Source organism: Methylobacterium sp. D48H, from assembly GCF_053345715.1.
This window is the reverse complement of sequence record NZ_JBKFAP010000007.1, coordinates 127,973-141,807: the sequence shown is the minus strand read 5'-3', so window position 1 is coordinate 141,807 and position 13,835 is coordinate 127,973. Positions and strand designations below refer to the sequence as shown.

The window sequence follows — 13,835 nt, the reverse complement described above, 5'->3', positions numbered from 1 at the left end:
GGAGACGCTTCTGATGACGACGCAAACCCTCGCCGCCGGCACCCGCGCCTCGGAGCGCCCGATCGCCGTCGCGCTCGCGGCCGTGCTGGGCCTCGGCCTGCTGTTCATGGCGGGCTTCTCGCCGGCGATCGCGCTCCACAACGCGGCGCACGATTTCCGGCACACCCAGAACTTCCCCTGCCACTGACGTCCCCGGACCAGGGATGATCATCCGGCTCCTGTCGGCGGCCCTCGCCGCCGGCTTCTTCGCGGCTGCCATCGTGACGGGCCTCGAACTCACGCTGACCTCGCCGCTGATCGTCGCGGCCGAGCGCTACGAGCAGCAGGAGGCGCCGAACCGGGCTGCCAAGGCGCTCCCGGTCAGGGCGTTCCCGATCGTGCTGGCCCATGCCGGGCACGACCACGCCGCGCCCGACGCCGCGCCGGAATGGCAGCCCGCGCCCGGCCTGCCGCGGATGGCCTTCACCGGGCTCGCGACCCTCGTGGGTGGCGTCGGCTACGCGCTGCTGCTCGGCGCGGTGATGCTCGCCTGCGGCCGCGAACCCACGCCGCAGGTCGGCCTCGCCTTCGCGGTGGCCGCCTTCGCCAGCGTCGCCCTCGCGCCGGGCCTCGGCCTGCCGCCGGAACTGCCCGGCAGCGCGGCGGCCCCGCTCGCGACACGGCAGGCGTGGTGGGTGATGACCGCCGCGGCGACCGGGATGGGGCTCTACCTGATCACCATCCGCCGCGCGCTGATCACGATCCTCGGGGGGCTCGTCCTGATCATCGCGCCGCACGTCGTCGGTGCCCCGCAGGCGCCCGAGGCCGCGTCCGAACTTCCGGCCGCGCTCGCCGCGCAATTCGCCGCGCGGTCGCTCGCGATCAGCTTCGTGTTCTGGATCCTGATCGGGCTGGGGCTCGGCTGGGCGTGGCAGGCCTTCGCCCGCGGCGCGGATCGGGGAGCGGCCCGTGCCTGAGACCGTTCTCTACGTCTGCACCACCTGCCGCCGGCCGGACGACGACCCCGACGGCCCCCGCGCCGGGGCCCGCCTGCTGGAGGCGCTCCGGGCGCGGAGCGGCGCCACGCCGGACCTGCGGGTCGAGGCGGTAGAGTGCCTGTCGGTCTGCAAGCGGCCCTGCACCGTGGCGGTCGCCGCGGCCGACCGCTGGACCTACGTCTACGGCGACATGGATCCGGCCGCCTCGGCCGAGATCATCCTCGGCGGTCTCGCGGCCTACGCGGCGACCCCGGACGGCATCGTGCCCTGGCGCGAGCGTCCGGAGGCGTTCCGCAAGGGCGTGATCGCCCGCATCCCCCCTTTCCCAGAACCCCGCCCGGTCCCCGCCGGCACCCTGGAGCCCGCGGAATGACCCTCGTGAACAAGATCCCCTGCACCATCGTCACCGGCTTCCTCGGGGCCGGCAAGACGACCCTCGTCCGCCACGTGGTCGAGAACGCCAAGGGGCGCCGCCTCGCCATCCTGGTGAACGAGTTCGGCGACATCGGCTTCGACAAGTCCTTCCTGGCCGCCTGCGGCGTCGAGGGCTGCACCGAGGACGCCATCGTCGAGCTGCCGAACGGCTGCATCTGCTGCACGGTCGCGGACGATTTCGTGCCGGCGCTGGAGACCCTGCTCGGCCGCGCCGAACCGCCGGAGCACATCCTGATCGAGACCTCCGGCCTCGCCCTGCCGAAGCCGCTGGTCCAGGCGTTCCAGTGGCCGGCGATCCGCTCGCGGGTGACCGTCGACGGCGTGGTCGCGGTGGTCGACGGCCCGGCGGTGGCCTCGGGCGCCTTCGCGGAGGACCCGGAGGCCCTCGCGGCCCAGCGCGCCGCCGACCAGTCGGTCGACCACGACAACCCCCTGGAGGAGGTATTCGAGGACCAGCTCCTCTGCGCCGACCTCGTGGTCGTCAACAAGGCCGACCTGATCGACGCCGCGACGCGGGCGCGGGTCCGCGCCGAGGTCGAGGGGCACCTGCCCCGCGCCGTGAAGGTGGTCGAGACCGAGAACGGCGCTATCGACCCGCGGGTGCTGCTCGGCCTCGGCGCGGCCGCCGAGGACGATCTCGACGCCCGACCCTCGCATCACGGCGAGGGCGAGGACCATGACCACGACGATTTCGAGACCGTGGCGCTGCCGGTACGCCCGGCGGTAACCGCGGGGGATCTCGCGGCCCGGGTCGAGGCGGCGGCCGAGGCCGCCGGCGTCCTGCGCATCAAGGGCTTCGCCGAGGTCGAGGGCAAGCCGATGCGCCTCGTGGTGCAGGGTGTCGGCCGGCGCGTGACCCATCACTTCGACCGCCCCTGGCGGGCCGGGGAAGCCCGCGACGGGACGCTGGTGGTGATCGGCCTGAAGGGCTTCGACAAGGACGCCGTCGCGGCGGCCCTCGCGGGATGAGGCCGGTCGCGCACGCCCGCCCGGACTCGCTCTAGGGGCCGCCGCGGTGCACCTCGTGCGCATCGATGCCGTCTCCCTCGACGAGGGCGAGGCGGCCGTGGATCTCGGGCAGGAGCCCGGCGACCTCGTGGTGCTGTCCTTCACCGACAGCGACCTCGCGTCGGTCGGGCAGGCCCACGCCGCGGAGCCCGGCCTGCCGAGCCTGCGGCTCGCGAAGCTCGCCAGGCTGCGGCACCCGCTCTCGGTCGACATCTACGTCGAGCGCGTCGTGGCGCGCGCCAAGGTCGTGGTGATCCGCTGCCTGGGCGGCCTCGATTACTGGCGCTACGGGATCGAGCGCTGCGCCGAGGCCGCGCGGGCGCACGGCGTCGTCCTCGCGGTCCTGCCGGGCGACGACCGGCCGGACCCGCGCCTCGCCGCCTTCTGCACCGATCCCGACCTCGCCGGGCAGCTCGACGCCTATTTCCGGGCTGGCGGCCCCGACAATTTGCGGCGGATGCTTAGGCGCCTGGCGATTCGCCTGGGCGCCGACGGACCGGTCGAGCCGCCTGTGCCGCTCCCGCGCGGCTTTCCCTGGTGCCCCGGCTGCGGAGTTCTTCCCCTCGAGGCAGCCCTCGCCGCGGCCGCAACCGCGGTCCCGCTCGCCGGAGCGCGCAGCGCGGCGGAGCCCGTCGCGCTCCTGCTGATCTACCGCTCCGCCGTGCTCGGAGGCGACACTGGCCCGTTCGTCGCCCTCGCCGCCGCCCTGCGGGCGCGCGGGATCGGCGTGCTCCCGCTGGCCGTGTCGAGCCTGAAGGAGCCGGACGCCGCTGCCGCGGTCGCCGCGGCCGTGCGGGCGCGCAGGCCCGACCTCGTGATCGCCGCCACCGCCTTCTCGGCCCGCGAGGACGAGACCGGTTTCGTGCTCGACGGCGGCGACTGCCCGGTTCTCCAGGCCTTCACGGTCGGCTCGCCCCGCGCGGCCTGGGAGGCCTCCGCCCGCGGTCTCGGCGCGGCCGATCTCGCCATGCAGGTCGCGCTTCCGGAATTCGACGGCCGGCTCTCGGGCTTCCCGATCTCGTTCAAGGAGGAGAGCGCCGAGATCGCCGGCTTCGCCGAGCGGCGCGCCGTGCCCTACGACGCCGGCATCGCCGCGCTGGCCGACCGGGCCGCGGGATGGCTGCGGCTGGCCTCCCTGCCCCCGGCGGCGCGGCGCGTCGCCCTGGTCCTGTCGGACTATCCCGCCCGCGGCGGCCGGGCCGGCTTCGCGGTCGGCCTCGACACGCCCGCGAGCGCCCGCGCGATCGCCGCCGACCTCGCGGCCGCGGGCTACGCGGCCGGCGCGCTGCCGGAGGCCGGAGCGCTGATGGCGGCGCTCACGGAGGGGCCGCCCGCGTTCCGGGTGCCGCTCGCGGCCTACGCGACGTGGTGGCGCACGCTCTCCGAGGACGTCCGCGCCGCCGTCACCGGCAGCTGGGGCGAGGCCGAGGCGGACCCCGCCTGCGTCGACGGCGCGTTCCGGTTCCGGATGGTCCGGGACGGCGGCCTCGCGGTCTTTCTCCAGCCCGACCGCGGCCGCGACCCTGATCGCAAGACCGGCTACCACGATCTCGACCGCGCCCCGACCCACGCCTACCTGGCCTTCCATCTCGGCCTGCGGCAGCAATTCGACGCCCTGGTGCAGCTCGGCACGCACGGCACCGCGGAGTGGCTGCCGGGCAAGGCCGTGGCCCTGTCACCCGCCTGCTTCCCGGCGCTGTGCGTCGGCGGGCTGCCCGTGATCTACCCGTTCATCGTCGACGACCCGGGCGAGGCCGCGCCGCTCAAGCGCCGCCTGGGCGGGGTCGCGCTCGGGCATCTGACGCCCGACACCGCCGTCCACGCGCTGACGCCAGAGGCGGCCCGCCTCCGCGAGCTGGTGGAGGAGTATTCCGCCGCCAGCGTGCTCGATCCCCGCCGGGCCGACCTCATCGCCCGTGCCATCCTGGAGGAGGCCGGAGCGGCCGGACTGCTGGACGGGGCCGGGATCGGCGCGGACACGCCGATGGACGAGGCGCTGACGCGACTCGACGCGCATCTCTGCGATCTCGGCGAGACCGTCTTCCGCGACGGCCTGCACGTCTTCGCCCGCGCCCCGGACCGGGCCGCGGACGCCGTCGCGGCGAGCGCGGACTCCGAGCGGGCCGGCCTGCTCGCGGCCCTCGACGGGCGGTTCGTCCGGCCGGGCCCCTCGGGCTCGCCGTCGCGTGGGCGGGCCGACGTGCTCCCGACCGGGCGCAACCTCGCGACCCTCGACCCGCGGGCCATCCCGAGCCGCGCCGCCGCGCTCCTCGGCGAGAAGGCGGCCGCCGCCGTGGTGACCCGCTACCTCCAGGACGAGGGCGCCTATCCGGCCCGGATCGTCATGGATCTCTGGGCCTCGCCGACCCTGCGCACCGGCGGCGAGGACGTGGCCCACGCCCTCGCCCTGATGGGCGTGCGGCCGGTCTGGGACCATGCCAGCACCCGCGTCACCGGCTTCGAGATCCTGCCCCTCGCCATGCTGGACCGGCCGCGGATCGACGTCACCGTCCGCGTCTCCGGCGCGTTCCGCGACACCTTCCCCGACACGCTGGCGCTGCTCGACCGCGCCGCCCGCGCCGTGGCGGACCGGGACGAGACCGACGACGAGAATCCCCTCGCGGCGGCGCGCCGGCGGGGCGACGCGTCGGTGCGCGTCTACGGGGCCGCGCCCGGCCGCTACGGCGCCGGCACCGCCGCCACGGCCCTCGACGGCGCCTGGGACGGCCGCGCCGACCTCGGCCGCGCCTACCTGGCCGCGAGCGGCCACGCCTACGGCGACCGCGACGGGCCCGACGCCGATTTCGCCGCCCGCGTCGCGGCGGCCGACGCCTATCTCCACGCCTTCGACGTGGCCGAGCGCGACCTGTTCGACGGCGACGCCGCCGTCGACGCGATGGGCGGTTTCGCGGCGGCCGCCGCCCTGGAGGGGGCGAGCCCCGCCCTCTACAGCCTCGACGTGTCGGTCCCGGAACGGCCGAAGGCGCGGACGGCCCGCGAGGACGCGGCCCGCCTGATCCGCGGGCGCCTCGCCGATCCCCGCTGGATCGCGGCCCAGCTGCGCCACGGTTACCGGGGGGCGCAGGAACTCGCCCAGGGGCTCGACGCGGTCTTCGTCCTGGCCGCCGCGAGCGACGCGGTGACGGATGCAGGCTTCGAGGCGCTCTACGCGGCCTGGATCGCCGACGCCGAGGTGTTCGAGCGCCTGCGCGCCGCCAACCCTGCCGCGGCCCGCGCGATCCTGGAGCGGTTCGACGAGGCCCGGGACCGCGGCCTCTGGCACAGCCGACGCAACGCCCTCCCGGCCGACGCCCTGATGCGCGAGGCCGCCGAGTGAGCACCACCCCGCATCGGCGCGTCCTGTCCGAAGCGCCTGCCCGCCGGGGCTGGTGCCCCGGTCTGACGCGTCCCATGCCGACGGGTGACGGCCTGCTCGCGCGCGTCCACCCGCCGCTCGGGATCCTGACCCTCGATCAGGCCCGCGCCGTGGCGAAGGGCGCGCGGCTCTTCGGGAACGGGCACCTAGATCTGACCGCACGGGCGAATCTCCAGATTCGCGGCGTCTCCGAGGCGACGCGCGCGCCGCTGGCCACCTGGCTCGCGGCCCGGGGCCTCGGCGACGTGCGCGCCGACGGCGGCCCCCAGCGCCTGACGCTCACGAGCCCCCTGGCCGGCCACGACCCGGACGAGACGATCGACGTGCCGGCCCTCGCCCGGGCGATCGAGACCGCGGGGCTCGCGATCCCGGGGTTGCCGGCCAAGACCCTGGTCGCCGTCGAGGGCCGCCCCGGCCGGGCGCTGCCGGAGGCGGATCTCTGCGTCGCCGCCGAGGAGCCGGGCCGCGTCGCGATCACGATCGCGCACGGTGAGACCCAGCGGACGCTCCTGACCTGCGCGGAGGACGCGGCGCCGGGCCACGTGGCGGCCCTGCTCGGCGCCTTCGCGCGGACCGGCCGGCGCCGGATGCGCGACCTGTCGGACGACGAACTGGCGGCACTGGCCGTGGCGCTTCCGTCAGGAGATACCCGCGCCGGACCGGCGCAGGCGTACCAGGGCTTCGCTCCGGAACAGGAGCCGGCGCGTCCGGCGGGCGGACACGACCTTCGGAGCGTCGCCGTCGACGCGCCCTTCGGTCGCTGCACTGCCGACGCCCTCGACCGGATCGCGGCAACGGCAGCGGCGATCGGCTCCGACGAGATCCGCCTCTCCCCCACGCGCGGCTTCGTGATGCTGGCGCCGGCCGCTGCCGAAGCGGCGGCTGCGACGGCGGCGCTCACGGCGGAGTTCATCGTCGTGCCCGACGATCCGCGGCGCGCGATCGCGGCCTGCACGGGGGCGCCGGGCTGCGCCTCCGGATCGACTCCCACGCTCGCGGACGCGGCCCGCCTCGCGGGGGCGTTCGGCCCCCTGGCGGCCACGGGCCGCGCCGCGCACGTCTCGGGCTGCGCCAAGGGCTGCGCACGGCCGGGCCCGGCCGACCTGACCCTCGTCGGCCGGGACGGGCTCTACGGCGTGGTGATCGGGGGTGCGCCCGGCGATGAGCCGGCGATGGATCTCCCTATCGAGGCCGTGCTGGAGCGGCTAGGAAGGGCCGAGATCGACGGGCTCTCCGCCGCCTTCGCGCCGGAGACAGCCCCTTCAGAATGCGGGAGGACCAGGAGACCGGCATGAGCGCGAGCCAGAACGCCCTGCGCCAGACAGGATCGGAGCCGGCCGCGGCCCACGAGTCCCCGTCCCGCTACGACTACATCCGCGACGGCGGCGCTATCTACGCGCGCTCCTTCGCGATGATCCGCGCCGAGTCCGATCTCGGGCGCTGGTCGGGCGCCGCCGAGCGCGTCGTCGTCCGCATGATCCATGCCTGCGGCATGACCGACCTGCCGGCCGACGTGGAGATGGCGCCCGGTTTCGCCGAGGCCGGCGTCGCGGCCTTGAAGGCCGGCGCGCCGATCCTGTGCGACGTCCGCATGGTCGCCGACGGCGTCACCAGGGCCCGCCTGCCCGCCGACAACAGGGTGATCTGCACCCTGGGCGACCCGCGCGTGCCGGATCTCGCCCAGAGCCTCGGCACGACCCGGTCCGCGGCCGCCATGGAGCTGTGGCGGGAGCATCTCCCGGGCAGCGTCGTGGCGGTGGGCAACGCCCCGACCGCCTTGTTCCGCCTCCTGGAGCTGCTCGATGCCGGCGTGGCACCGCCCGCCGCGGTGGTCGGCATCCCGGTGGGCTTCGTCGGCGCGGCGGAGTCCAAGGAGGCCCTGGCGCGGGACGGCCGCGTGCCGTTCGTGGTCGTGCACGGGCGGCGCGGCGGCAGCGCCATGACGGCCGCGGCGGTCAACGCGCTCGCCAGCGAGGTCGAGTGATGGACGGTTTCGAGCGCCTCGACGGCCCGACCGAGGAGATCCCCGCGGCCGCGGTGACGGGCACGCTCTACGGCGTCGGGATGGGCCCGGGCGATCCGGAGCTGCTGACCGTGAAGGCGCAGCGCATCCTGATGCGCGCGCCCGTGCTGGTGCATTTCTGCAAGCGCGGCCGGCGGGGCAATGCCCGCACCATCGCGGACGCGATCCTGCGCGACCCGGCCCGCGAGATGGCCCTCGCCTATCCCTACACGACCGAGATCCACCCCGAGCACCCGGACTACGTGGCGGCGCTGGCCGGCTTCTACGACGACGCGGCCGGGCAGCTTGCCGATCACCTGGGCGCCGGGCGGGACGTCGCGATCCTGTCGGAGGGCGACCCGTTCTTCTACGGCTCGTTCATGCACCTGTGGCGGCGCCTGAAGGACCGCTTCCCCGTGGAGGTGGTTCCAGGCGTCACCGGCATGTCAGGCTGCTGGACCCGGGCCGGCACGCCGATCACCTGGGGCGACGACGTCCTCACCGTCCTGCCGGCGACCCTGTCGCTCGACGCGCTGACCGAGCGCCTGCGCGGCACCGACGCGGCCGTGGTGATGAAGCTCGGGCGCCACCTGCCGAAGGTGCGGGCCGCCCTGTCGGCCGCCGGGCTGCTGGCGCGCGCCGTCTACGTGGAGCGCGGCACGATGGCGGGCGAGCGGGTCGTGATGCTGGCCGACAAGGCCGACGACGACGCGCCCTACTTCTCGATGGTGCTCCTGCCCGGAGAGGGCCGCCGACCGTGAGCGGAAGCCTCACCGTCGTCGGCCTCGGGCCGGGCGACGCGGCCCTGCTGACCGAGTCGGCCCGCCGGGCGCTGGACGCGGCGGAGGACGTCGTCGGCTATTTCCCCTACGTGGCCCGCGTTCCCGAGCGGCCCGGCCTCGTCCGGCACGCCAGCGACAACCGGGTGGAGGTCGACCGGGCGCGCCACGCGCTGCAGCTCGCCGCCTCCGGGCGCAGGGTCGCGGTCGTCTCCGGCGGCGATCCCGGCGTCTTCGCCATGGCGGCGGCGGTGTTCGAGGCGGTCGAGTACGGCGAGCCCGGCTGGCGCGACCTCGCCATCACGGTGGAGCCGGGCATCACCGCGATGCTCGCCGCCGCGGCCCGGCTCGGGGCACCGCTCGGCGGCGACTTCTGCGCGCTCTCGCTCTCGGACAACCTGAAACCCTGGCCGGTCGTGACCGCGCGGCTGGAGGCGGTGCTGCGCGCGGATTTCGTGGTGGCGCTCTACAACCCGATCTCCACCGCCCGGCCCTGGCAGCTCGGGGCGGCGCTGGAGATCGCGGCCGGGATCCGCGCGCCCGAGACGCCGGTGATGTTCGCCCGCGCCGTCAGCCGGCCGGACGAGGCGATCCGCGTCGCGACCCTCGCCGAGGCGCCCGCGGTGCCGGCCGACATGGCCACGATGGTGATCCTGGGCGCCTCGACGACGCGGCTGATCCCGCGCGCGGGCCGGGCGCCCTTCGTCTACACCGCCCGCAAGGTCGAGGGATCGGCGTGATCGCCCGCGTCCAACCAGCGGCGCGCGCCCGCGGCGTCCGCGACGCTCGTCACGTCGGGCTTGCCCGGCCGCCGCACCATCACGACCGGGATGCCGAGGCCGCGCGCCGCCGCGATCTTGCCGTAGGTCGCCGCGCCGCCCGCGTTCTTGCTGACCACGATCTCGATCCGGCTGGCCCGCATCAGGGCCGTCTCGGACGCGGCGTCGAACGGTCCGCGCGCCTCCAGGGCGGTCAGATGCGGCACCGGAAGGATCCCGCCCAGCGGCTCGACCGTCCGCGCGAGATAGCTGTGCTGCGGCGCCGCCGCGAAGACCCCGGCCTCCTGCCGGCCGATCGTCAGGAACACGCGCCGGGGCTCAGGGCCGAGGGCGGCGACCGCCTCCTCCATCCGGTCGACCTCGACCCAGTCGTCGCCGGGCTCCCGGCTCCAGGCCGGCCTGCGGATCGCGAGGAGCGGCACGCCCGTCAGGGCCGCCGCGCGCGCGGCGTTGGCCGAGATCCGCGCGGCGAATGGGTGGGTCGCGTCGATCAGGCGGGTGATCGCCTCGGCCTCCAGGTAGTGGGCGAGGCCCTCCGCGCCGCCGAACCCGCCGATCCGGGTCGGGACCGGCTCGGGCTTCGGCGCCGCCGTCCGGCCCGCCAGCGAGAGGGTCACGGCGCGCTCCGCCTGCCCCGCGAGCGATCGCACCAGGGCGCTCGCCTCGCCGGTCCCGCCGAGGATCAGGATCCGCATCGTGCCGGTGATCGGGGGCGGCGTGTTCATGGGCGCCTTGTCCATGAGCGATGACTCGCTGTCGAGCGCCCCGTGGCTGTCGATCGTCGGGATCGGCGAGGACGGTCGGGCCGGGCTGACGCCGTCCGCCGCCGCCGCGCTCGACGCCGCTAAAGTGGTCTATGGCGGCCGGCGCCACCTCGCCCTCGCCGGGCCGCTCGACGCGGAGACGCGGCCCTGGCCGAGCCCGATCCACGAGGCCTATCCGGAGATCCTGGCGCGGCGCGGCCAGCCGACCTGCATCCTCGCCACGGGCGACCCGTTCCACTACGGCATCGGCGCCGAGATCGCCCGGCTGGTGCCCGCGGGCGACATCCGCGCCTTCCCGCAGCCTTCGGCCTTCAGCCTCGCCTGTGCCCGGCTCGGCTGGCCGCTCGCCGAGTGCGCACTGGTCACGCTCCACGGTCGCGCGCTGACCCGGATCGTCCCGCATCTCCAGCCGGGGGCGCGGCTGCTCGTCCTGTCGTGGGACGGAACTACGCCCGGCGCTCTCGCCGCCCTGCTGCGCGACCGGGGCTTCGGCGCGTCGATGCTGACGGTGCTGGAGGCGATGGGCGGGCCGCGCGAGCGCGTCCGCACGCTCCGCGCCGACGCGTTCGACGGCGCCGACTTCGATCCGCTGAACACGGTGGCGCTCACGGTGGCGGGTGCCGGCCGCGCCCTGCCCCTCGCGCCGGGCCTCGACGACGACCTGTTCGAGAATGACGGGCAGCTGACCAAGTCCGAGATCCGGGCCCTGACCCTGTCGGCGCTGCGCCCGCATCCGGGACAGCATCTCTGGGATGTCGGTGCGGGCGCCGGCTCGATCGCGATCGAGTGGATGCTGCGCCACGCGAGCCTGCGCGCCACCGCGATCGAGGGGAGGCCGGACCGCGTCGAGCGGATCCGCCGCAACGCCGTCGCGCTCGGCGCCCCGGACCTCGCCGTCGTCGCCGGCACGGCGCCGGGCGCGCTCGCCAGCCTGCCCGCGCCGGACGCGGTTTTCATCGGCGGCGGCGTCTCGGAGCCGGGGGTCCTCGCGACCGTGCTGGCGGCGCTGCGGGGCGGCGGTCGCTGCGTCGCCAACGCCGTGACCCTCGAGGGCGAGGCCGCGCTGCTCGCGGCCTTCGCGGCGCATGGCGGGAGCCTGCGCCGCTACGGCGTGGAGCGGGCGAGCCCGGTCGGGGGAATGCACGGCTGGCGCCCGGCCATGACGGTGATCCAGTGGGCCTGGACCAAGCCGTGACCGGAGCGCTGGTCGCCGGCATCGGGTTCCGCCGGGGCACCGAGGCCGAGGAGATCGCGGGGCTGATCGAGCGCGCCCTCGCCCTGGTCGGCGCCGCGCGGTCGAGCCTCGCGGCCGTGGCCACGGCGGACGACCGGGCGTCGGACCCGGCGATCCGCGCGGCGACGGCCCGGTTCGGCCTGGCACCGCATCCCATCGCCGCCGCCGCGCTGGAGGCCCGCGACGCCGAGGTCGTCACCCGCTCGGCGCGGATCGAGCGCCTGCGCGGCGTCGGCTCGCTGGCCGAGGCGGCGGCCCTCGCCGGCGCCGGGCCCCGGAGCCGCCTCGCCCTACCCCGGATCGCGAGCGGCGGCGCCACTTGCGCCCTGGCTGTCCGATACGACACGACACGGGAACCATGACCGTCCACTTCATCGGCGCCGGCCCCGGCGCGGCCGACCTGATCACGGTGCGCGGGCGCGACCGCATCGCGGCCTGCCCCGTCTGCCTCTACGCCGGGTCGCTCGTCGCCCCCGAGATCCTGGGCTGGTGCCCGCCCGGTGCCCGGATCGTCGACACGGCGCCCCTCGACCTCGACGCCATCCTGGCGGAGATCCGGACGGCGCACGCGGCCGGCCAAGACGTGGCGCGCCTGCATTCCGGCGACCTGTCGATCTGGAGCGCCCTGGCCGAGCAGATGCGCCGGCTCGACGCGCTGGCCATTCCCTACACGGTGACGCCGGGTGTCCCCGCCTTCGCGGCCGCGGCCGCGCTGCTGCGTCGGGAGCTGACGGTCCCGGGCGTTGCCCAGACCGTCGTCCTGACCCGCACCTCCGGGCGGGCGAGCGCCATGCCCGAGCGGGAGACGCTCGCGGCCTACGCGGCCACCGGCGCGACCCTGGCGATTCACCTGTCGATCCACGTCGTCGAAGCCGTCGCCGCCGAGCTGATCCCCTTCTACGGCCCGTCCTGCCCGGCGGCGGCGGTGTTCCGAGCCTCCTGGCCGGACGAGCGGGCGCTCATGGGCGATCTCGCCGCGCTGCCCGGGCTCGTCGCGGAGGCCGGTCTGGAGCGCACCGCCCTGATCCTGGTCGGACCGGCGCTGGGCGCCGCGGAGTTCCGCGAGAGCGCCCTCTACGCGCCCGACTACGACCGGCGCTACCGGCCCGGCGGCACGGTGGGGTCGCGGTCGTGAGCGCCCCCGGCCTCCTCGTCGCGGCGCCGCGCTCCAGCTCCGGCAAGACGACCGTCGCCCTCGCGCTCATGCGCGCCCTCACTCGGCGCGGCCTGCGGGTGCGCGGCGCGAAGTGCGGCCCGGACTACATCGATCCGGCCTTCCACCACGCCGCGACCGGCCATCCGAGCTTCAACCTCGACAGTTTCGCCATGGCGCCGCCGCTCCTCGACGCGCTGGCGGGCGCGACGGCGGCGGCGGCCGATCTGCTGATCGCCGAGGGGTCCATGGGCCTGTTCGACGGCGTCCGGGCGGCCGAGAACCGCACCGGGGCGAACGCCGACATCGCCGCGCGCTACGGCTGGCCGGTGGTGCTCGTGGTGGACGTGTCGGGCGCGGCGCAATCGGCGGCCGCCGTGGCGCTCGGCTGCAAGCTCTACGATCCCCGCATCCGGATCGCCGGCGTGATCCTCAACAAGGTGGCGAGCGCCCGTCACCGGCGCCTCGTCGAAGCCGGCATGGAGCGCGCGGGGCTGCCGGTGCTCGGCGCGCTGATGCGCGACGCGCAGCTCGTCCTGCCCGAGCGCCACCTGGGGCTCGTGCAGGCCGGCGAGACCGCGGATCTCGCCGCGCGCCTCGACAGGCTCGCCGACCTCGCGGAGGCGGGCATCGACCTCGACGCCGTGACGGCCTGCGCGAGCGGCACCGTACCGCCCTCCGGTGGCCGCCTGCCCCGGCCGCCCGGACAGCGCGTGGCGGTCGCCCGGGACGCGGCGTTCAGCTTCCTCTATCCGCATCTTGAGACCGGGTGGCGGATGGCCGGCGCCGAGCTCGTGCCATTCTCGCCCTTGGCCGACGAGGGACCGCCCGAGGATTGCGACGTCTGCTGGCTGCCGGGCGGCTATCCGGAACTGCACGCGGGCCCGATCGCCGGCGCGACCCGCTTCCTGGACAGGCTGCGCCGCTTCGCGCGGACCCGGCCGGTCCACGGGGAGTGCGGCGGCTACATGGTCCTGGGCGAGACGTTGCAGGATGCCGACGGAGCGACCCATGCCATGGCCGGACTGCTACCGGTCGCGACCTCGTATCACCGGCGCAAGCTGCATCTCGGCTATCGCGTCGCGCGGCTCTGCGAATCCGGCCTGCTCGGCGCCGCGGGCACGCGCCTCGTCGGCCACGAATTCCACTACGCCAGCGAGCTCTCGCCGATCGCGCCGGAGGAAACGGCGCTCGCCCGCGTGACGGATGCCGAAGGTGTCGATCTGGGACTGGCCGGCCATCGCGTCGGACCCGTCACCGGCAGCTTCTTCCACCTGATCGCGACCGATCCGCCGTGACGCCGGGCTCGGCGCAGCCGCTTCGAAGGT

General features: G+C 75.8%; 14 protein-coding genes. 13 read left to right on the top strand and 1 reads right to left on the bottom strand.

Annotation, left to right across the window (positions count from 1 at the left end):
• Nucleotides 1–13 precede the first annotated feature (13 nt).
• From ACLBX8_RS14920 to cobJ, 9 genes are all read left to right on the top strand, one after another.
• Nucleotides 14–187 (top strand): CbtB domain-containing protein, encoded by a 174-nt coding sequence (locus ACLBX8_RS14920; RefSeq protein WP_447715437.1) that lies wholly within the window; start codon nt 14–16, stop codon nt 185–187.
• 16 nt (nt 188–203) lie between these two features.
• Complete coding sequence (locus ACLBX8_RS14915; RefSeq protein ID WP_447682360.1) at nt 204–956, top strand: CbtA family protein; 753 nt, start codon at nt 204–206, stop codon at nt 954–956.
• On the top strand, nt 949–1,350 hold the full coding sequence (locus ACLBX8_RS14910; RefSeq protein ID WP_020094630.1) for a DUF1636 domain-containing protein: 402 nt from the start codon (nt 949–951) through the stop codon (nt 1,348–1,350). Before ACLBX8_RS14915 ends, ACLBX8_RS14910 begins: the two co-directional genes overlap by 8 nt.
• On the top strand, nt 1,347–2,381 hold the full coding sequence (gene cobW / locus ACLBX8_RS14905) for a cobalamin biosynthesis protein CobW (RefSeq protein ID WP_012320061.1): 1,035 nt from the start codon (nt 1,347–1,349) through the stop codon (nt 2,379–2,381). The genes ACLBX8_RS14910 and cobW overlap by 4 nt, the downstream gene beginning before the upstream one ends.
• Nucleotides 2,382–2,427: 46 nt before the next feature.
• A complete protein-coding gene (cobN, locus tag ACLBX8_RS14900; protein ID WP_447715436.1) occupies nt 2,428–5,757 on the top strand; it encodes a cobaltochelatase subunit CobN in 3,330 nt (1,109 codons plus the stop codon).
• 74 nt (nt 5,758–5,831) lie between these two features.
• Nucleotides 5,832–7,091: a precorrin-3B synthase gene (locus ACLBX8_RS14895; protein WP_447698876.1), complete on the top strand. Its 1,260-nt coding sequence runs from the start codon at nt 5,832–5,834 to the stop codon at nt 7,089–7,091.
• The gene (locus ACLBX8_RS14890; protein ID WP_447698877.1) at nt 7,088–7,780 is read left to right on the top strand and encodes a precorrin-8X methylmutase; all 693 of its coding nucleotides are present in this window, start codon (nt 7,088–7,090) and stop codon (nt 7,778–7,780) included. Before ACLBX8_RS14895 ends, ACLBX8_RS14890 begins: the two co-directional genes overlap by 4 nt.
• Complete coding sequence (locus tag ACLBX8_RS14885) at nt 7,780–8,559, top strand: precorrin-2 C(20)-methyltransferase (RefSeq protein WP_012320065.1); 780 nt, start codon at nt 7,780–7,782, stop codon at nt 8,557–8,559. The genes ACLBX8_RS14890 and ACLBX8_RS14885 overlap by 1 nt, the downstream gene beginning before the upstream one ends.
• Nucleotides 8,556–9,317 carry a precorrin-3B C(17)-methyltransferase gene (gene cobJ / locus ACLBX8_RS14880; protein ID WP_020094636.1) on the top strand — a complete coding sequence of 254 codons (762 nt, stop codon included), beginning with the start codon at nt 8,556–8,558 and terminating at the stop codon, nt 9,315–9,317. Before ACLBX8_RS14885 ends, cobJ begins: the two co-directional genes overlap by 4 nt.
• Here the strand turns inward: cobJ and ACLBX8_RS14875 are convergent.
• Entirely contained in the window at nt 9,284–10,096 is an 813-nt protein-coding gene (locus tag ACLBX8_RS14875; RefSeq protein ID WP_447715435.1) for a cobalt-precorrin-6A reductase, read from the bottom strand. The genes cobJ and ACLBX8_RS14875 overlap by 34 nt on opposite strands.
• Between ACLBX8_RS14875 and cbiE the strand changes: the two genes are divergently transcribed.
• Genes cbiE through ACLBX8_RS14855 form a run of 4 tightly spaced genes read left to right on the top strand, consistent with a single transcriptional unit; the run spans nt 10,095 to nt 13,805 of the window.
• Nucleotides 10,095–11,315, top strand: a complete 1,221-nt coding sequence (cbiE, locus tag ACLBX8_RS14870; protein WP_447715434.1) for a precorrin-6y C5,15-methyltransferase (decarboxylating) subunit CbiE — start codon at nt 10,095–10,097, stop codon at nt 11,313–11,315. The genes ACLBX8_RS14875 and cbiE overlap by 2 nt on opposite strands.
• Nucleotides 11,294–11,716: a cobalamin biosynthesis protein gene (locus ACLBX8_RS14865; protein WP_447715433.1), complete on the top strand. Its 423-nt coding sequence runs from the start codon at nt 11,294–11,296 to the stop codon at nt 11,714–11,716. The genes cbiE and ACLBX8_RS14865 overlap by 22 nt, the downstream gene beginning before the upstream one ends.
• The gene (gene cobM, locus ACLBX8_RS14860) at nt 11,713–12,489 is read left to right on the top strand and encodes a precorrin-4 C(11)-methyltransferase (RefSeq protein ID WP_447715432.1); all 777 of its coding nucleotides are present in this window, start codon (nt 11,713–11,715) and stop codon (nt 12,487–12,489) included. The genes ACLBX8_RS14865 and cobM overlap by 4 nt, the downstream gene beginning before the upstream one ends.
• On the top strand, nt 12,486–13,805 hold the full coding sequence (locus ACLBX8_RS14855) for a cobyrinate a,c-diamide synthase (RefSeq protein WP_447715431.1): 1,320 nt from the start codon (nt 12,486–12,488) through the stop codon (nt 13,803–13,805). The genes cobM and ACLBX8_RS14855 overlap by 4 nt, the downstream gene beginning before the upstream one ends.
• The last annotated feature ends 30 nt before the right edge of the window (nt 13,806–13,835 follow it).